Source organism: Pseudonocardia sp. TMWB2A (assembly GCF_017312135.1).
On sequence record NZ_QKQY01000001.1, the window covers coordinates 2,956,651 to 2,974,729 of the forward strand.

General features: G+C 59.2%; 18 protein-coding genes. 17 read left to right on the forward strand and 1 reads right to left on the reverse strand.

Annotation, left to right across the window (positions count from 1 at the left end; all coding sequences use genetic code 11):
- Nucleotides 1-5 precede the first annotated feature (5 nt).
- Genes DMP17_RS13770 through DMP17_RS13795 form a run of 6 tightly spaced genes read left to right on the forward strand, consistent with a single transcriptional unit; the run spans nt 6 to nt 6,343 of the window.
- On the forward strand, nt 6-692 hold the full coding sequence (locus DMP17_RS13770; RefSeq protein WP_337829650.1) for a virB8 family protein: 687 nt from the start codon (nt 6-8) through the stop codon (nt 690-692).
- On the forward strand, nt 689-1,558 hold the full coding sequence (gene virB9, locus DMP17_RS13775) for a P-type conjugative transfer protein VirB9 (RefSeq protein ID WP_337829651.1): 870 nt from the start codon (nt 689-691) through the stop codon (nt 1,556-1,558). Before DMP17_RS13770 ends, virB9 begins: the two co-directional genes overlap by 4 nt.
- Nucleotides 1,558-2,748, forward strand: a complete 1,191-nt coding sequence (gene virB10 / locus DMP17_RS13780) for a type IV secretion system protein VirB10 (RefSeq protein ID WP_337829791.1) — start codon at nt 1,558-1,560, stop codon at nt 2,746-2,748. Before virB9 ends, virB10 begins: the two co-directional genes overlap by 1 nt.
- A complete protein-coding gene (virB11, locus tag DMP17_RS13785; RefSeq protein ID WP_337829652.1) occupies nt 2,748-3,758 on the forward strand; it encodes a P-type DNA transfer ATPase VirB11 in 1,011 nt (336 codons plus the stop codon). The genes virB10 and virB11 overlap by 1 nt, the downstream gene beginning before the upstream one ends.
- Complete coding sequence (locus tag DMP17_RS13790) at nt 3,730-5,565, forward strand: type IV secretory system conjugative DNA transfer family protein (protein ID WP_337829653.1); 1,836 nt, start codon at nt 3,730-3,732, stop codon at nt 5,563-5,565. Before virB11 ends, DMP17_RS13790 begins: the two co-directional genes overlap by 29 nt.
- A complete protein-coding gene (locus DMP17_RS13795) occupies nt 5,558-6,343 on the forward strand; it encodes an LPD7 domain-containing protein (RefSeq protein WP_337829654.1) in 786 nt (261 codons plus the stop codon). The genes DMP17_RS13790 and DMP17_RS13795 overlap by 8 nt, the downstream gene beginning before the upstream one ends.
- A gap of 41 nt (nt 6,344-6,384) precedes the next feature.
- Here DMP17_RS13795 and DMP17_RS13800 read toward each other — a convergent pair whose 3' ends face one another.
- Entirely contained in the window at nt 6,385-6,795 is a 411-nt protein-coding gene (locus DMP17_RS13800) for a MerR family transcriptional regulator (RefSeq protein WP_337829655.1), read from the reverse strand.
- A gap of 69 nt (nt 6,796-6,864) precedes the next feature.
- Here DMP17_RS13800 and DMP17_RS13805 point away from each other — a divergent pair, with 69 nt between their 5' ends.
- From DMP17_RS13805 to copM, 11 genes are read left to right on the forward strand one after another with little or no spacing between them, the layout of a single operon-like run.
- Nucleotides 6,865-7,509 (forward strand): cation transporter, encoded by a 645-nt coding sequence (locus DMP17_RS13805; protein WP_337829656.1) that lies wholly within the window; start codon nt 6,865-6,867, stop codon nt 7,507-7,509.
- Entirely contained in the window at nt 7,506-7,979 is a 474-nt protein-coding gene (locus tag DMP17_RS13810) for a hypothetical protein (protein WP_337829657.1), read from the forward strand. Before DMP17_RS13805 ends, DMP17_RS13810 begins: the two co-directional genes overlap by 4 nt.
- Complete coding sequence (locus tag DMP17_RS13815) at nt 7,976-8,332, forward strand: DUF3703 domain-containing protein (protein ID WP_337829658.1); 357 nt, start codon at nt 7,976-7,978, stop codon at nt 8,330-8,332. Before DMP17_RS13810 ends, DMP17_RS13815 begins: the two co-directional genes overlap by 4 nt.
- Nucleotides 8,333-8,707, forward strand: coding sequence for a hypothetical protein (locus tag DMP17_RS13820; protein ID WP_337829659.1), 375 nt, complete (start codon nt 8,333-8,335; stop codon nt 8,705-8,707).
- 60 nt (nt 8,708-8,767) lie between these two features.
- A complete protein-coding gene (locus tag DMP17_RS13825) occupies nt 8,768-9,976 on the forward strand; it encodes a TolC family protein (protein WP_337829660.1) in 1,209 nt (402 codons plus the stop codon).
- A gap of 11 nt (nt 9,977-9,987) precedes the next feature.
- On the forward strand, nt 9,988-11,166 hold the full coding sequence (locus DMP17_RS13830) for an efflux RND transporter periplasmic adaptor subunit (protein WP_337829661.1): 1,179 nt from the start codon (nt 9,988-9,990) through the stop codon (nt 11,164-11,166).
- 1 nt (nt 11,167) lies between these two features.
- Entirely contained in the window at nt 11,168-14,413 is a 3,246-nt protein-coding gene (locus DMP17_RS13835) for an efflux RND transporter permease subunit (RefSeq protein ID WP_337829662.1), read from the forward strand.
- A gap of 38 nt (nt 14,414-14,451) precedes the next feature.
- A complete protein-coding gene (locus DMP17_RS13840; RefSeq protein WP_337829792.1) occupies nt 14,452-14,721 on the forward strand; it encodes a TFIIB-type zinc ribbon-containing protein in 270 nt (89 codons plus the stop codon).
- A 31-nt stretch (nt 14,722-14,752) separates the two neighbouring features.
- Nucleotides 14,753-16,684 (forward strand): heavy metal translocating P-type ATPase, encoded by a 1,932-nt coding sequence (locus DMP17_RS13845; protein ID WP_337829663.1) that lies wholly within the window; start codon nt 14,753-14,755, stop codon nt 16,682-16,684.
- A gap of 1 nt (nt 16,685) precedes the next feature.
- Nucleotides 16,686-17,612 carry a cation diffusion facilitator family transporter gene (locus tag DMP17_RS13850; RefSeq protein WP_337829664.1) on the forward strand — a complete coding sequence of 309 codons (927 nt, stop codon included), beginning with the start codon at nt 16,686-16,688 and terminating at the stop codon, nt 17,610-17,612.
- Nucleotides 17,609-18,064, forward strand: a complete 456-nt coding sequence (copM, locus tag DMP17_RS13855; RefSeq protein WP_337829665.1) for a CopM family metallochaperone — start codon at nt 17,609-17,611, stop codon at nt 18,062-18,064. Before DMP17_RS13850 ends, copM begins: the two co-directional genes overlap by 4 nt.
- Nucleotides 18,065-18,079: the final 15 nt, after the last annotated feature.

An 18,079-nucleotide genomic window follows, 5' to 3' on the forward strand; every position in this document is an offset into this window, starting at 1 on the left:
GCATCATGGCGAGTGGCGTAACCAACGGGCAAGACCTCAAAGCTTATTTTGCCGAAGCCGCAAGCTGGGATCATGACCGGCTGATCGCGGCCAATCGCTCGAAAAGGTTGGCGTGGACAATTGCAGCCATAGCCAGCGGCCTTGCGATAACCGGCGTTGCTGCTGTCGCAATGCTGACCCCGCTCAAGACCGTCGCGCCTTATGTCATCATGGTCGATAAGGCGACCGGCGCGAGTGAGATTACCTCGTCAATGACGGGCGATAAGCAAATCACCTACAACGAGGCCGTCGCCAAATATTTTCTCGCCGATTATGTCCGCAACCGAGAGGGTTGGATTCCGCAGGCACGCCAGGAATTTTTCGACGGTGTGCTGGCGATGTCATCGCGCGACGAACAGGCGCGGTGGACGGCGTTCTACAGCAAGGACAATCCCAAATCGCCGCAATCGGTATTCACCGATCTCGACACGGTGTTCGTTGCGATCAAGTCGGTGACCTTTGTTTCAAAGAACGTCGCGCAGGTGCGCTTCACCAAGACGCTCCAGCGGGGCGCCTCTGCGACCGACACACCGGCCATTGCCACCATAACCTATGACACCACCGACACCCCGACGACCGAACAGCAGCGGTTCAAAAACCCGCTTGGGCTGGAAGTGCAAAGCTACCGCGCCGATCTGGAGGTGACGCAATGAATGCAAGATACCATATAGCAGCGATCGCGACGTTGTTCGCGGCCAACCCGGCACTCGCCAGCGAAACACCGCGTCCGACCGCGCAAGACAGCCGTATCCGTGAAGTGGTTTACAGCGATGCCCAAGTTTACCGCGTAGTCGGTGTTTTCCGCTCTGCAACCCAGATTGTGTTTTCGCTGGGTGAGCGCGTCGAGCATGTCGCGCTTGGCGACACCGTATCGTGGGAAGTGGCCCCTGCTGAAAATTCGCTGTTCATCAAACCGCGTGAATTGGCGGGTGCGACCAATCTGATTGTCATCACCCGCTCGAATACAGGAAGCCGGACTTACACGTTCGAGCTGTCGGCGCGGCGAGGAGGCATTGGTCCCCGCGCGGTCGATACCTTCTTCAAAGTCGTGTTCCGCTATCCGCGTGAAGAAGCTGCCGCTGCACAAGCGGCGGCAACGCAGGCGGCTTACACTCAGGCCATCGCGCTGCAATCGGGGGCAATCCGCTCCGCGCTTGATCTGGCCGTTCTCGAAGGCAAGCGAAACCTCCAATATAGCGTGCAGGGATCATCGGCGATCCAGCCTTCTGAAATCACCGACAACGGGCAGTTCACGGCGCTGCGCTTCCCGAACCAGCGCGAACTTCCCGCTTTCTTCGCGGTCAATCCCGATGGCAGCGAGAGCATCGTCCCGTTCGATGTCCGCGACGAATTTGTCGTGATTCACGGGGTGTTCGCCCAGCTCCGCTTGCGGCGCGGCAAGGAAGTGCTGTGCGTCTTCAACGAAGCGAAGGATTTCTATGGACGCGATCCCAAGACCGGCACGGCGTCCAGCATCGTCGAACGCACGTCAGGCACAGATGACGGGGAGACAAAGTGATGGCGGATACCACAACAGCCAACCCAGTCCAAGGAAGGACCGCTGTCGATCAGACGCCCGATCCCGACGAAATCGACCGCGCTCCCGCGACCGAACGCGCGAGCAAGATGCTCTCAATGCCCGGCACGACGATGGACCCGAAAAAGATGATCGGCTTTGCCGCCGCCGCAGGCGCCATCATGTTCACGGTGCTGGCGCTTGGAACGGGCCTGACCGGCAATGCGGAGTTACCGCCCGTAAAACCCAAGCCCGCACTCGAACCGGCACAATATGATCCAAATACCGTCATCGCCCCGACGCTGGCCGGGGCAGCGACCGATCCCAATGCGCCGATACCTTTGGGCGGGCCAATCGTCCCCGCCATTGGTGCGCAAGCCACGGCGTCACCGATGCCGTCATCCGGCGCACCCCAGTCCCGTCAACCATCACAAGCTGAGGTGCTGCGCGAAGCAGCACGCCGGTCATCGTTGATTGCTTATGGCGGCGAGAGGGGGAACGGAATGCCAAGCCCGATTTATGGCGATGCGCGAGGTCCATTCAATGCGGGAGGCGCTGCCGCGCGGGAGCCGACCAGTCTCGACACTCTCCGGCGCGCTTCGGTAATTGGACAGACGCAGGCCCGCCCGCTTCCTGACCGCAATTTTTTGATTACAGCGGGGAGCTTTATCCCGTGCGTGCTGCAATCTGCGATGGATTCCAGCCAGCCCGGCTATGTGAGCTGTATCATCCCGCGCAATGTCTATTCGGACAATGGCCGCGTCGTGCTGATGGAAAAAGGCACAAAGATCGTCGGTGAGTATCAGGGCGGCCTCAATCGCGGACAATACCGGCTGTTCGTGCTGTGGACCCGCGCGGTCACGCCGCGCGGTATTGCGATTGATGTCGGATCGCCTGCAACCGATGCGCTGGGACGCGGCGGCATGGATGGGCGCGTGGACAATTTCTTCTGGCAGCGGTTCGGCACCGCGCTGCTGTTCAGCCTGGTCGACGATGCGGCGACGGTCGGCTCGGAAGCGATAGGAAACAGCGCATCCAATACCACCCGCGTTCCGTCCGATGCTGCCTCAACGATTCTGCAACAGAACTCACAGATCAAACCGGTGCTGCGCAAAAATCAGGGCGAGGATGTCGGAATCACCGTGGCGCAGGACTTCGACTTTTCGACCGTTTACGGCCTTGCGCTCAAATAATGGCCGCGCCGGGGAAAAACACGGCGGTTCTCGATAGCGTGACGGCACCTTTGCGCAAATATCTCGATGACGCGAGCGTCACCGAACTGGTCATCAACTTACCGCAAGAAGTTGGCATCGAACGGCACGGCTGCTGGACTTGGGAGAACGAGCCATCGCTCGATTTCAAGAATCTGATGGCGCTGGCTACTGCCGCTGCCGCGTTCACTTCGCAGGACGTCACTCGCGAAAACCCAATCGTCTCGACCGTCTTTCCGACCGGCGAACGGGTGCAGATCGTCGTGCCGCCTGTCGTTCCCGACGAAACCGTGTCGATAACTGTGCGAAAACCATCAAGCGTGACAATGACACTAGCCGATTTCGAGGCTGCGGGCTTGTTTAGGGACACACGGATCGCCGAAAAAAAGGTCAGCCCGCAAGAGCTGGAATTGCTCGCGTTGCTGCGCGCCGGTCGTCATGTCGAATTCTTCGACCGCGCGGTCAAGGCACGGCTGAATATCCTGATTTCAGGGGCAACGGGATCGGGCAAGACCACGCTGTCGAAGGGCTTGATCCAGCTTATACCGTCCCAAGAACGGCTGCTGACAATCGAGGACACGCGCGAACTGGTCGTCAGTCAAAAGAATGTCGTCCACATGCTCTATGCCAAAGACGGCCAAGGCACCGCCAATGTTACAGCCAAGCATTTGCTCGAAAGCGCGCTCAGGATGCGTCCCGACCGTATCTTGCTCCAAGAACTGCGCGACGGAACGGCGTTCTTCTATCTGCGCAATGTGAACTCGGGTCATCCCGGTTCGATCACCACAATTCATGCCGATTCCGCCGAACTGGCGTTCGAGCAACTGACTTTGCTGGTCAAGGAAAGCGAAGGCGGCTCCGATCTGGCACGCGACGACATCCGCGCGCTGCTCAAAATGCTGGTCGATGTCGTGGTGCAAACAAAAAAAGAGGGCGGCGAATTTCGGGTGACGGAGATCTATTATGACCCAGAGGGCAGGCACGCCGTCTGACGGCGGGGCGGTACGATTGTTGATCGGAATCCCGCTGGGGACATTGCTTGCTCTTGCCATCGCAAGCATGATCGGATGGCTGATCCTTGGTCTGCCGGTTGCTGCCTATGACCCGATCAAGATGCCCGCGTTCGTTTGGTATTATCGCGGCGATCCCCAAGTGGTACGCGCAATGGCGGGCGGATTGGCAGGTGGCGTCACGTTGCTTGCCGGCCTCATCTATGCCTTGTGGGCGCGAGGAGCGCCGCTCCACGGGGCCGCCCGCTTTGCCAACGAGCGCGAGATCAAGCGCCACGGCTTTCGCGCCGCCGTTGGAATCGTTCTTGGCCGCAAGCGCGGGCGGTTCCTGACCTTCGGCGGTAGCGAGCATGTCATTGTCGAAGCCCCCACGCGCTCGGGTAAAGGCACCGGCATCGTCATTCCGAACTTGTTGACCTGGCAAGGCTCGGTCGTCGTTCTCGATGTGAAGCGCGAGAATTATGACGCGAGCGCGGGATTTCGCGCGCATTACGGGCAGCAAGTTTTCCTGTTCAACCCGACCGACCGCGAGGGCCGCACCGCCCGCTACAACCCCCTTGCCTATATCGACCGCACCGACCCCGACGATATCATTATCGAACTGCAAAAAATCGCCACGATGCTGTTCGTCGCACCCGAACACGGCGAAGCCTTTTGGGCTAATGGTGCGCGCACAGGATTTGCAGGTGTCGGGGCCTGGCTTGCAGAAACGAGTGACGAGCCGCTCACAATGGGCGCGATCTACCGCCATTTGACCGAAGGCGACGCCCGGGCCTTCTTCAAGACAGAACTGGCCAATCCGCGATTAAACCTGTCGACCAGTTGCCGGACTGCGCTTTCCGACTTTGCAGGCGGCTCGGACAACAGCTTTGCCGACATCAAGAAGACGATCACCAACGTGCTGGGTCTTTGGCTCAATCCGTTGGTCGATGCGGCGACGGCAACAAGCGACTTCGACCTTCGCCAACTTCGTTCCCGCCCGATGTCGGTCTATCTCGGCGTGTCACCCGATGAACTCGACCGGATTGCGCCGCTCTACAATCTGCTGTTCCAGCAACTCATCGACCTCAATGTGCGCGCGTTGCCAGATGAAAACTCGGCCGTGCCTGTTCTGGTCATTCTTGATGAATTTGCCCGGCTCGGGCGGGCATCGGTTATCGCCAGCGCCTTTTCCTATGTTGCGGGCTACGGGATCAGGCTCCTGCCGGTCATCCAGTCACGCTCACAGTTGCGCGGTGTTTATGGCGAGCATGTCGCCGATGAAATTGTTGCCAATTGCGGGGTCGAAGTTGCGTTCACGCCCAAGGAGCTGCGCGTGGCCAACGACCTGTCGGAGCGTATCGGCTATGTCGGACAGGAAAGTGTCACGAAATCGCTGACGATCAACGGGCTGCTCGCCAACCGCTCAAAATCCATATCAGAGCAACGCCGCGCGTTGATGCTGCCGCAGGAACTTATGCAGTTTCCACCCAACAAATTGATCCTGTTGCGCGGTGGCATCCCGCCGATCGTAGGACGCAAGATCGCCTATTTCAGGAATCGTTTCTTCAAGGCCCGCGCGTTTCCGCCACCTCCCGTACCGGCAATCCCAAAACCGTCCATCTATGCCGGTTCAGCGCCAGCGTTCCGCGACATGACAGACGACGAGGCCGCCGGAAAATTCACTCGACCTATGAATCAAGAGGATGTTTTCACCAAAGATTGCCCAAGTCAGATGGCCGATCTGGTGACCATAAACCACAACGGCGAAGTGACCGGAATACTCGACGAAGGAGACGAATATGCCTGAAGAACAAGAAGGCAGTGGCCCTTGGGGGAGAAGCCGTGATGCAAAACCTAAGCCGGTCACGCCAAAGCCGACACCAGCCAAGCCAAAGCGCAAAGCCGAGACACCAACGCTCACCGATGATCTCACCGGCAAATTCCTCCGCGTCGGCAACAAGCTCTACCGGACCTCGGACGATACAAAGCCGATTGTCCGGCTCGAACCAGACCGGCTCAAGACCAGCAACATCGACGCGCTTCCCGATATATTGCGGATAGCCAAGGCCAATGGTTGGACGTCCGTGAGGGTCAATGGCGGCGATACATTCAAAAAAGCAGCCTTTCTCGCTGCTGCCGCACAAGGGCTGACGGTCGAGAATTACACGCCGTCAAAAGTCGCTCAAGCCGAGGCTGACCGCTTGCAAGCGCGGGTTGCAGAACGCGAGAAACGCCGCGAAGCCAAAAACGCTACGAGCAAATCACGCCAACCGCCTGACGCAGCAGTAACGCTCAAAGCTCTATCGGAACGGTTCCTCAATCAGACCCATGAGCAAAACGCCCGCGATCCCGATTTGCGTCGCGCCCAGAGTCTTGTCGCTCAAACCATCTCAATCACACGCGCGAAATATCCTGATGATCCGCTCAAGGCGTCAAAGGAAGTCGAGGGCAAACGCCAAGAGGTCGCGCTCCGTATTGCAAGCGGGGACAAGATTGCAGCCATCCAATTGCGTAATCAGCAGGCGCAGCGCGTCCGGGAAATCACCCAGGATCAGGCGTTGAGCCGTGAGGGGCGGAACCGTTAAAGCTGCTGTAGTAATCTGAAAACCGGCTGCGGGTGCTGTGGTCAGTGCCTGGTATCGCACATCGCATGGTTGCCCAAAGCCTCGATCACGCGACAATCCGCCGCAACCCCGCCCCGGCAGCGTCCGACAATGCGTGCAAGTTCGTCGCGCAAGGCTTCAAGCTGCGCTATCTTCGCTTCCACCTGCACAAGATGGCTCGTTGCAATGCGGTCGGCCTCCATGCAGTCGCGGTCAGGATGATCCGATAGGTCGAGCAGGGAGCGGATCTCTTGGATGGTGAAACCCAGCTCGCGGGAATGCCGGACAAAGGCGAGGCGCGCGCGGTGTGGCTCGCCGTAACTCCGATAGTTTGCGGCGGTTCGATCCGGCGCGGGCAACAGCCCGATTCGCTCATAATAGCGGACGGTTTCGATGTTGGTGCCGGTCGCTTTCGATAGCTCGCCGATTTTCATGTCTTGACCCTGTAGTTGCTACAGGGTGCATATAGGAGAACGACTCGAAGAAACCAAGGAGTTCGGCATATGGCCGATCAATGCTGTGCAAGTGCTTGCGGTAGCGAAACTACCCTCAACGACGCCCGTTGGCGGCGCGTGTTGTGGATCGCGCTTGGCCTTAACGCCGCGATGTTCATCGTCGAAGGCGTCGCGGGCTATTTCGCAGGCTCACGCGCCCTGCAAGCCGACGCGCTCGACTTTTTGGGTGATGCCGCGAACTATGCAATCAGTCTAAGCGTTGCCGGAATGGCACTGGCATGGCGGGCAAAGACCGCGATGGTCAAAGGCATCACCATACTGTCATTCGGCCTCGGGGTGCTGGTGTGGGCGATCTGGGGCTTGTTTCACGGCAGCAACCCTGCGCCCTACGCAATGAGCGCGGTCGGCACGCTGGCACTGGTTGTCAATTTCGGCGTCGCGTTGATGCTCTACCGATACCGCACCGGGGACGCGAACATGCGCTCGGTTTGGATTTGCTCGCGCAACGACGCGATCAACAATTGTCTGGTTATCGGCGCGGGAGCCGCGGTGCTGTGGACGGGCAGCGGCTTGCCTGACTTGATCGTGGCGTTGGTGATGGCGATCCTCGGGATCAGCGGCGGTTGGCAAATCATCCGGCAGGCGCGGTTGGAACTGGCGAATGATAATGTAGTTTTGGAGGCAGCGGGATGAAGGTCGCTTTATCCACCAATATCGACCTGCCACCCGATGAAGTATGGCGGCGCGTGCAGACCCCTGAACTGCTCATGCACATCGCCGCACCGCTCGTGCGCTTTCACATGGTCAATCCGGCCCATGCCTCGAATTTTGGCGAGCAAGAGCGGTTCTTGGTTGACCTGACGCTTTTTGGCGTTCTGCCTTTCGGAAAGCAGTGGATCGTGCCGACAGTGCATATGGATGATGCCGCAATATGGCCAAAGAAGTTACGCGATAACGGCTACAGCGCCTTGATAACGACGTGGGATCATTGGATCACCGTTGAGCCCGAAGGCGAACGCGGAACGCGATACCGCGACGAAGTGGAGGTTAAAGCCGGACTGCTGACACCCTTCGTCTGGCTCTTTGCGCAAGTTTTCTATCGCCATCGCCAGCGCCACTGGCGTGCCTTGGCCGAGCGCACTTCGGGATGTTCACAGCCATGACCGTAACCTTGGAAATTGCCTACGCCAACGAGATCGCGGCCTATCGTGACGCGCGCACCGCGAACGAGAAGCAACGCGCTTGGCACCATCTCGAACGAGCGCATATCCTCGGGCAGTCGCGGTTTGGCCTGCATATCCATTCCCATCTCCAAATGCTCGGTTTTGCGGTTGCGCTCAGGGACGGGCGGGAAATATTCGGCCAACTCGGACGGCTCGCACTTGCGCCGCTGGGCAATCTCACTGGACGGCTTCCCATTGGCAACACGGGTCGCGCGCATGTCAGCGCGTTCATGCCAATGGAAATTCCCGAAGAATTGCAACGGCAAATAAAAGATGCAGGAGCCGAAAATTGATTGTTCGTTTATGTGTGTCGTGTTAACCGCGCGGTAATGGTTAAAGCCGTAATCGCCTTTTTGATGATTTCGATGCTGCTGTTCGGCAGCGTCGGCGTTCCTGCGCTCGCCGATGCCGGAAGCGCCGGTCATGCTGTCGAGATTGTCGATCTCGACTGTCACGCCGAAGAAAAAAGCGATGCTAGTCAAGACGAGAACTCTTCAAAGGCCCCTGCGGGCCATGTTGACCATCACCACTGTTCGGTCGCGGTTCCTCAATCTGTGAACGACGTTGCTGCAACCATTATTTACACAGGCAACCAGTTTGCCCTGCCGGCCATTCGCGGAATGATTTCGCATAAGGCTGCTCCCCCGATCCAGCCTCCTTCTGCCTGACATCCGCCGCGCGCGGGGCTTTGCCCCTGCGTGTCCGCAATGTCGGTCAGGAGTTTATTCATGTCATTACGAATCCGTCGCCTGCTGCTGGCAGGGACGCTGCTATTTTCATCCGGTCCGCTCTGGGCCGAACCGATCACGCTCCCCGATGCCTTGCGGCAAGGGCTGGAAGCCTCGCCGCGCGTCAGTCAGGCAAAGGCAAAAGCCGATGCCGCCGAGGCGCGCGCACGGCAGGCTGGGGTCTCGCCGAATCCCGAACTCAGTCTTGAGGTAGAGAATTTCGCCGGTAGCGGTGCGTTTCAGGGGCTACGTAGCACCGAGACGACGCTTGCTCTCAGCCAGCGGATAGAGCTTGGCGGCAAACGCAGCGCCCGTGTTGAAGTCGCGCGGGCCGAGCGTGATTTTGCGTTCTTGTCTTACAAGTCGGCGCTGGCCGATCTCGAACGCGATATTCGTTATGCCCATGCCAATTTGCGGTCCGCCGAAGATCGCGCAGTGCTGGCGCGAAACAATGTCACTGCATCGGACGAGCTGCTGCGCACAGCGAAAGTGCTGGTCGAAGTGGGCCGAGATCCGCCGCTCCGCGAATTGCGCGCACAGGCACAATTGGCGGAGGCGAAAGCCGAACAGGCGCGCACCTTTGGCGAGCTTCTCGTGGCACGGCAGCATCTGGCAACGCTGATCGGAAGCGCGGATAGCGAACCGACGGCAACCATTATGAGCGAAGATGCGCCGCCGACTTTGCCGCCCGATACGGAAACGCTCGATGTCCAACTGGCCTTTGCAGAACGCGGCGCAGCACTGGCCCGTGTGCGGCTCGCCCGCGCCGATGCGGTGCCTGACATTACCGGAAGCGCCGGAGTTCGGCGCTTTGGCGAAGGCCGCGAAACCGCGTTCGTCGCTGGCATCTCGATCCCGCTCCCCGTGCGTGATCGCAATCGCGGCAATATCGACGCGGCACAGTCGGACAGTCTTGCGGCAGAATCGGGATTGGCGCTCGCTCGTCTCGATGCAAACCGGGCGCGCTATGAAGCGCGGATGCTGCTCGGGGCGGCCGAAATGCGGTATGAGGCGCTCGCCGGTCCGGGCATCGCCCAGGCCGAAGAAGCGCTGCGGCTCGCACGGCTTGGCTACAACGCGGGCAAGTTTTCGCTACTCGAACTGCTCGATGCGCAAACCACTCTGACCCAGGCCAAACTCAACCTCATCGAAGCGCGGCTTGATCGTGCGCGGGCGCTTGCAGCGCTGATCCGCGCCAACGCGCAATAAGGAACAACTTCATGGAAACCGAAACCAATCGCAACAAACTTATCGCAGGCGCGGCCATCGCAGCCCTCGTCCTTGGCGGCGGCGGCGTGATGCTTGGACGCACATTATTCGCGCCCTCAACCACTGCCGTTGCCGAAGCCGAACATGCCGAAGAAAAAGAGGAAGAAGGTCATGTCGAGGGCCAAATCCTGATGGATGAATCCCGCGCCAAGGCTGCTGGCATTGTCACCGAAGCTTTGCAAGCGGGGGGCTTGGGTGCCGAAATATTGGCACAGGGCGTCGTTGCTTCCACACCCGATGGCGAGGCGGTTTTGACAGCCCGTGCCGATGGGGCCGTTGTTCGCATTAACCGCCAATTGGGCGATTTCGTCCGCGCCGGTGAAGCAATCGCCGTTATGGAAAGCCGAGATGCCGCCTCGATTGCGTCAGAACGCAGTTCGGCATCGGCCAATCTGGCGCTGGCGCGTTCGACCTATGCGCGCGAGAAGAAACTTTTCGATGCCAAGGTCACAGCACGTCAGGATTTGGAAGGTGCCGCAGCCGCATTAGCGCAAGCCGAAGCCGAAGCCCGGCGCTCGCAGTCGGCGGCGTCGGCGGCAAAAGTCTCCGGTGATGGCCGCACATTGGGCGTGGTCAGTCTGATTTCGGGCCGCGTGACAAAGGCCGACGCGAAACTCGGTTCCTATGTGCTGGCAGGGACCGAACTTTTCCGCGTGTCTGATCCCAATCGCATTCAGATTAACGCATCGGTGCTGGCCGCCGATGCCCGCCGCGTAAAACCCGGTGACACGGCGATTATCGAATTGCTCGGCGGCGAAACCGTCACCGCAACAGTTCGGTCGGCAACGCCAAGTCTCGATCCCGATAGCAAGACCGCAACCATCGTGCTGACGCCGCAAGGCATCGGCGGGCTAACACCGGGCCAAGGCCTGCGCGTGCGCATCACGCCGCGCGGGGGTGGCGATACAGCGCGGATCGCGCTGCCCGATGAGGCGGTACAGACCGTTGAAGGCAAGGAAGTCGTGTTCGTCAAAACCGCCAAGGGTTTTCAAGCGACTACCGTTGTCACTGGCACGCGCGGCGGTGGTCGCATCGAGATAGTCGAAGGCTTGGCAGCCGGTGCCGTCGTCGTCACCAAGGGCGCTTTCCTGCTCAAAGCCGAACTTGGCAAGGGCGAGGCGGAGCATTGATATGATCGAGAAACTCCTTGATGCGTCGATCCGCTTTCGCTGGGGCGTTGTCGTCGCTACACTGATCGTTGCGGCCTTTGGTATTATGCAACTATTGAAGCTGCCGATCGATGCTGTTCCTGATATCACCAACAAACAAGTTCAAATCAATACCGTAGCGCCCGCGCTGGGGCCGCTCGATATGGAGCGGCTCGTGACCTTCCCGGTCGAAACCGCAATGGCGGGGATTCCGGGACTGGAAAGCTCGCGCTCGATTTCGCGCAACGGATTCAGTCAGGTCACTGTTGTATTTGACGAAGGTGCCGATCTGTATTTCGCGCGCCAGCAGGTAGCCGAGCGACTGACGCAGGCTTCGGAAAATCTTCCCGAAGGTGTGGAGCCGCAGATGGGGCCGGTGACCACCGGTCTTGGTGAAGTGTTGATGTATGTTGTTGAGTATGAACCAGCCGGAACCAAGGCCAACCCAAAGATTGCGGGCAAAGAGGGCTTTCAGCCTGATGGCTCGTACCTGACGCCTGACGGCGAGTTATTGACCGATGAGGTGTCAAAGCTCGCCTATTTGCGCACGGTACAGGACTGGGTAATCCGGCCCCAACTCAGGACGGTACAAGGCGTCGCGGGCATCGACGGTATCGGCGGGTATGAAAAACAGTTCGTGGTCGAACCCGATCCAGCAAAGCTTGCAACTTATAGCATTTCATTCTCCGAACTCGCCAATGCGCTGGAGAAAGCCAATATCTCGGTCGGCGCGAATTTTGTTGAGCGTGGTGGCGAGGCCTTTCTGGTCAAGGCCGATGGACGTATCCGCACATTAGACGAGATTGGCCGGGCGACTGTTGCCACACGCGGAGGCGTCGCCGTGGCAGTGCGCGACGTTGCCAAGGTTCGCGTCGGTGGCGATTTGCGCACTGGAGCTGCGTCCGAGAATGGCAAAGAGGTCGTCGTCGGCACTGCGCTAATGATTGCCGGCGGGAACAGCCGGATTGTTGCCGAAGCGGTAGGCGAACGGCTGAGTGAGGTCGCCAAATCGATGCCGCAAGGGATCAAAATAAAAACGGTGCTCGACCGCTCAAAACTGGTCAATGCGACGATCTGGACGGTCGAAAAGAACCTGCTCGAAGGTGCATTGTTGGTTATAGCGGTTCTGTTTTGGTTGCTGGGTAACATCCGCGCTGCGATCATTGCTACGCTGGTAATTCCATTTTCCTTTCTAATGATGGCAATGGGAATGAATGCCACCGGCACATCGGGCAATCTGATGAGCCTGGGTGCGCTGGATTTCGGCCTGATCGTCGATGGCTCTATTATCATCATCGAGAACTGTTTGCGGCGCCTAGCCGAGCGACAGCATCTCGAAGGGCGCGTTCTGGATTTGAACGAGCGGTTGCACGAGGTATTCGTAGCCTCGCGCGAGATGGTCAAGCCCACCATCTACGGGCAGGCGATCATCTTCCTCGTCTTCGCGCCGCTGCTCACGTTCACCGGCGTCGAAGGCAAGATGTTCTCGCCGATGGCAATCACCGTCATGCTGGCGCTGGCTGGTGCATTCATCCTCTCGCTGACCTTCGTCCCGGCCATGGTCGCACTGCTCATTCGCGGCGAAGTGTCTGAAAAGGAAGTAAAGGCGGTTGCCTTTGTCAAGGATCGCTACGCGCCTATTCTAGGTAAGGCAATCTCACGGCCTTGGCCCTGGATCGGCGCTGGTGTCGGGACATTGGTGCTGGCGGCATTGGCATTCACGATGCTGGGGCGCGAGTTCATCCCGCAACTCGACGAAGGCGACATAGCGCTGCAAGGCATCCGCATTCCTTCGACCTCGCTCCAACAATCGCTCACCTTGCAGCGGCAAATTGAGAAGGTCGCCGTTTCGCTGCCTGAAGTCGCTTATATGTTTTCGAAAACCGGGACGGCGGAAGTCGGTACCGACCCGATGCCGCCCAATATTTCGGACTCATTCATCATCCTGAAGCCCAAGGACGAATGGCCCGCAGGGGTTACTACTAAACAGCAGGTGGTTGAAAGGCTCGAAGCCAAGCTCAAACCTATGGTTGGCAGCGCATTCGAGATCAGTCAGCCCATCGAGCTCAGGTTTAACGAGCTGATCGCCGGGGTGCGCGGTGATGTAGCAATCAAACTCTACGGTGATGACCTTGATGTGATGAACGCAGTGGGCGGCAAAGTTGCTGCTGTTCTGAATACAGTAAAAGGGGCGGCAGACGTCAAGGTCGAACAAACCGAGGGTTTCCCGCAGCTCGACATCAAATTCGACCGTGACGCCATCGCACGCTATGGCCTGACCTTGCAGGACGTGACCGACACCGTAGCCGCCGCCCTTGGTGGGCGCGCTGCGGGGATCGTGTTTGAGGGTGACCGGCGCTTTGATATTGTTGTTCGCTTGCCCAACACAGGCCGGAACGATCTGGCCGCAGTGGGGGCATTGCCTGTAATGTTGCCACAGGAAGGCACATCGGTTCCTCTAAATGCCGTCGCGAGCCTCAGCTTTTCCGAAGGCCTCAATCAGATCAGCCGCGAAAACGGACAACGCCGCGTCGTCGTTCAGGCCAATGTGCGCGGCAACGATCTCGGCAGCTTCATTGCCGAGGCGCAAAGCAAGGTCGGCACACAAGTTCAACTGCCACCGGGCAGTTCGATCGAATGGGGCGGGCAGTTCGAAAATCTGCAAGCCGCATCGCAGCGTCTTTCGATCATCGTGCCTTTGATCCTTGCGCTAATTTTCGGCATCCTGTTCGTCGGATTGAAGGGCTGGCGCCCTGCGGCGGCGATCTACGCAGCCGTTCCGCTTGCGCTAGCAGGCGGCATTATTGCCTTGTTCCTGACAGGGCAGAATTTCTCGGTGTCCGCCGCTGTTGGCATGATGGCGGTTTCGGGCGTGGCGGTGCTCAACGGGCTTGTCATGATGACCACGATCAACGAACTCATCGAGAAGGGCTTAGCGTTACCCGACGCGATCAAGCAGGGCGCGTTGTTGCGTTTCCGACCGGTTTTGATGACCGCCACAGTTGCATCGCTCGGGTTTGTGCCGATGGCACTTGCGTCCGGGCAAGGTGCCGAGGTGCAGAAGCCGTTGGCCATCGTGGTTATCGGCGGGCTGATTACCTCGACGATTCTGACGTTGTTCGTGTTGCCTGCGATCAGTCACCTGCTGCTGCGCGGACGGCACAAGAAGCACGTCCCGGGCGATTACAGCGACGTATCGACGCTTGGCGAGCCGATCTTGGATAAATAGGGAGACGGACAATGACGCAGTCAACAGCCCAACAAGCGATGCTTTGCCCAACCTGCCGTGTCCCGCTTTCGATGGCGGAGCGACAGGGCGTGGAGATCGATTTTTGCCCGCAGTGTCGCGGTGTCTGGCTCGATCGAGGAGAACTCGACAAGATCATCGAGCGATCCGAACGCGCCGACGCATCGGTTCCAAAGCCCGCTGTGGCGCTTCGGTCCGATAGCGGCGAGCGCGGTTATGACGAGGTTCGCCGGTCGGGGCATCACGGTGGAAAGCGTCGCAAGAGCTTCTTAGCCGAATTGTTCGACTGATCGGCTCACGATTAACTGAAGGAGAGTGTGCATGGTGTCAGGACACGGTGAGGCCGAACAAGGGCATGAGGAAAACGACGGCCATGCACACGGAGTGGGAGAGAGCACCGGCCTGCGCATCTTCCTGTTTGCCTGCGCCGTCGCGGCGATCGCCTATACTGTGTCTTGGTTCTGGCCAGAATGGTCCCGCTGGGCCTACGGAGTGGGCGCAGCGATTTCGGTCGCGCCCTTTGCCAAGACGGCCTTTACAAAGGCGCTGAAAGGCCGTCCGTTCAGCATTGAAACGCTGGTGACCATTGCGGTTCTGGGAGCAATCCCAATCGATGCCGGGGCGGAGGCCGTTGTTGTTGTCGCGCTCTTTTCGCTGGGCGAACTGCTGGAAGGCTTTGCTGCCGCTCGCGCGCGTTCGGGCCTGAGCGCGCTCGCAAAGTTGCTTCCGTCTAAGGCCGTGATTGAGGTTGATGGCGAACGGCGCACCGTCGATGTCACCACGCTTGCAATTGGCTCGATCATGCTGGTGTCCGCAGGAGACCGCATTGCCGCAGACGGTCGGATCATAGACGGTCGCTCCGAAATCAACGAAGCCGCGATCACCGGCGAATCGCGCCCGGTTGAAAAGACCGTTGCCGCCGATGTCTTCGCCGGATCGATCAACGGCGATGGCACATTGAAGGTCGAAGTCACCAAAGACGCGTCCAACAGTGTCGTCGCGCGGATCGGTGAACTCGTCGCACAGGCGCAGGCCAGCACCGCGCCAACTGCGCGCTTCATCGACAATTTCAGCAGCTGGTACACGCCCGCTGCGATCATTCTGGCGACGTTGATTGCGTTGGTTCCACCGCTGGCGTTTGGTGGGGAATGGGCGACCTGGACCTATCGTGCGCTGACCGTCTTGCTGATCGCATGTCCTTGCGCGCTGGTTTTGTCCACGCCCGCCGCCATCGCGACGGGCATCGCGACGGCGGCCCGCAGCGGGATCTTGATCAAGAGCGGCGAGGCCCTGGAAATGGTGGCGAAAATCGGCATCGCCGCCTTTGACAAGACCGGAACCTTGACGCGCGGGCATCCGGTTGTCACCGATGTTGCGGGCGAACGCACGCTTGAACTGGCAGCCGCCATCGAAACGGGATTGACCCATCCCGTCGCCAAAGCGATCGTGACGGAAGCGGAACGACTAAAAATAGCCCTGCCGAAGGCCAGCGATGTTACGATCCGCCAGGGCGAGGGCGCGATTGGTTGGGTGGACGGCAAACAAGTGGCGCTGTTCAGTCCGCGCGCGGCGGGCGAACTCGACAAGGACGTTGCCGCCAGTATCGACGCTCTGGAACGAGCCGGTAAGACGATTGCAGTGCTCCTCGTGGACGGAAAATATCAGGGGCACATCGCGGTGCGTGACGAAGCGCGCGATGACGCGCGGCCTGCGGTCGCCGCGCTGAATGCGCTGGGCATTCGTTCGCTGATGCTCAGCGGCGATAACCAACGCACGGCAAGCGCGGTGGCGCAGGGGCTGGGGATGGACGCCGAGGGCGAGTTGATGCCCGCTGACAAGCTCAAGCGCATCGAAGCGCTCAAGGCCGAAGCACCCGTTTTGATGGTAGGTGACGGCGTGAATGATGCCCCCGCGCTCGCCACCGCTTCGCTGGGCCTTGCCATGGGCGGCGGCACCGATGTCGCCATTGAAACGGCTGATATCGGGCTATTGAAGGATCGCCTCTGGGGCGTGCCCGATGCGATCCGGCTGGCTCGCAAGACCCGCAGCACGATTCTGACCAATATCGTCATCGCGGTTGGACTGAAATTGGTCTTTTTAGTCTTGGCAGTATTCGGCATCACCAATTTGTGGACAGCAATCATTGCCGATACCGGTGCCACAATTCTTGTAACTATCAATGCGCTCCTATTGTTCTGGACGTTCAAACCTGCAGAAGACGAAAGCACTTCTGCATCGGCCACGGAGGTCTGAAATGGGTGCAGGACATAATCACGCCGATCAAGGGCATGGATCTGTTGGCCACAGTCATACCGACGGAGCCAACACGCGCAGCTTGGCGATTGCGCTTAGCCTTACCGGCAGCTTTCTTGTCGCAGAACTTGTTGGCGCATATTGGTTCAACAGCCTCGCGTTGCTGTCCGATGCCGCTCACATGTTCACTGATGCCGCCGCACTCGCCATTGCGCTCGTCGCTGTGCGGATTGGACAGCGGTCCGCAGATGCACAGCGTACCTATGGCTATCGCCGCTTCGAAATATTAGCCGCAGCATTCAACGCGGTGCTGCTGTTCGTAGTCGCGGGCTATGTGCTGTATGAGGGTATCTCTCGTTTCTTCGACCCGCAACCGGTGGAATCCATCGGTATGCTGGCGGTTGCCAGCCTCGGACTTGTTGTAAACCTCATCGCCATGCGGGTCTTGGCGGGCGGCAAAGAAACCAGCCTAAATATGAAAGGAGCCTATCTCGAAGTCTGGGCTGACATGCTCGGTTCTTTGGGCGTCATTGGAGCGGCGATCGCCATCTGGCTGACTGGTAAAACCTGGATCGACCCTATCGTCGCCATCGCTATCGGCCTTTGGGTGCTTCCCCGGACCTGGACTCTGTTGCGCGACACGACCCACATCCTGCTGCAAGGCGTCCCGCGCGGAATGGATCTGGATGCGATCCGCGCTGCCATTGGTGCCGTGCCAGGCGTGGCGGGCGTCCACGATCTCCACGTCTGGTCGATTGCAGGGGATGATGCCAGCCTGACCGCGCATATCGCCATTGCATCCGGGCATGATCAAACAGCGGTTCGCACGGCAGTGGCCGAACTGCTCGAAGCACAATTCAAAATACATCACTCAACGCTTCAAACCGAAACCGAGCCGTGCGGCGATGAAGAGGCGCTGCACGCATGAAAGGAGAATTTGAAATGGACCGAAAGTTCAAACCTGCGTTCATCGCACTCGCCGCGACACTGGCTCTGTCAGCCTGTCAATCAGGTGAGAAAAGCCCGAACGAAGCCGGTGGCGGGCAAAAAGGCGTCAATGCAGCGAATCCGCATGACGGCCACACGATGAAGGCCGGTGCTGAACTGCCCGCCGAGGCTTCCGACGCAACGAAGGCCTATTCGGCGGCAATGGACAAGATGCACAAGCGGATGGCGATCGCCTATACAAACGATGCTGATCGCGATTTCATGGCGGGAATGATTCCGCATCATGATGGTGCCATCGAGATGGCCCGGATTGCACTGAAGCATGGCAAAGACCCCGAAGTCCGCAAGTTGGCCGAAGATGTGATTGCCACTCAGGAAGCCGAAATTAAACAGATGCAGGCTTGGCTTGATCGGACGGAGAATGCAAAATGAGCCATGATCCTTCCT

What these genes read in the sequence shown, in the direction of transcription:
- DMP17_RS13830 (WP_337829661.1), top strand. Translation starts at nt 9,988, where the DNA reads ATGGAAACCGAAACCAATCGCAACAAACTTATCGCAGGCGCGGCCATC.
- DMP17_RS13810 (WP_337829657.1), top strand. Translation starts at nt 7,506, where the DNA reads ATGAAGGTCGCTTTATCCACCAATATCGACCTGCCACCCGATGAAGTA.
- DMP17_RS13850 (WP_337829664.1), top strand. Translation starts at nt 16,686, where the DNA reads ATGGGTGCAGGACATAATCACGCCGATCAAGGGCATGGATCTGTTGGC.
- DMP17_RS13825 (WP_337829660.1), top strand. Translation starts at nt 8,768, where the DNA reads ATGTCATTACGAATCCGTCGCCTGCTGCTGGCAGGGACGCTGCTATTT.
- virB11 (WP_337829652.1), top strand. Translation starts at nt 2,748, where the DNA reads ATGGCCGCGCCGGGGAAAAACACGGCGGTTCTCGATAGCGTGACGGCA.
- DMP17_RS13845 (WP_337829663.1), top strand. Translation starts at nt 14,753, where the DNA reads ATGGTGTCAGGACACGGTGAGGCCGAACAAGGGCATGAGGAAAACGAC.
- DMP17_RS13790 (WP_337829653.1), top strand. Translation starts at nt 3,730, where the DNA reads ATGACCCAGAGGGCAGGCACGCCGTCTGACGGCGGGGCGGTACGATTG.
- virB9 (WP_337829651.1), top strand. Translation starts at nt 689, where the DNA reads ATGAATGCAAGATACCATATAGCAGCGATCGCGACGTTGTTCGCGGCC.
- DMP17_RS13835 (WP_337829662.1), top strand. Translation starts at nt 11,168, where the DNA reads ATGATCGAGAAACTCCTTGATGCGTCGATCCGCTTTCGCTGGGGCGTT.
- virB10 (WP_337829791.1), top strand. Translation starts at nt 1,558, where the DNA reads ATGGCGGATACCACAACAGCCAACCCAGTCCAAGGAAGGACCGCTGTC.
- DMP17_RS13800 (WP_337829655.1), bottom strand. Translation starts at nt 6,795, where the DNA reads ATGAAAATCGGCGAGCTATCGAAAGCGACCGGCACCAACATCGAAACC.
- DMP17_RS13815 (WP_337829658.1), top strand. Translation starts at nt 7,976, where the DNA reads ATGACCGTAACCTTGGAAATTGCCTACGCCAACGAGATCGCGGCCTAT.
- DMP17_RS13795 (WP_337829654.1), top strand. Translation starts at nt 5,558, where the DNA reads ATGCCTGAAGAACAAGAAGGCAGTGGCCCTTGGGGGAGAAGCCGTGAT.
- copM (WP_337829665.1), top strand. Translation starts at nt 17,609, where the DNA reads ATGAAAGGAGAATTTGAAATGGACCGAAAGTTCAAACCTGCGTTCATC.
- DMP17_RS13770 (WP_337829650.1), top strand. Translation starts at nt 6, where the DNA reads ATGGCGAGTGGCGTAACCAACGGGCAAGACCTCAAAGCTTATTTTGCC.
- DMP17_RS13805 (WP_337829656.1), top strand. Translation starts at nt 6,865, where the DNA reads ATGGCCGATCAATGCTGTGCAAGTGCTTGCGGTAGCGAAACTACCCTC.
- DMP17_RS13840 (WP_337829792.1), top strand. Translation starts at nt 14,452, where the DNA reads ATGCTTTGCCCAACCTGCCGTGTCCCGCTTTCGATGGCGGAGCGACAG.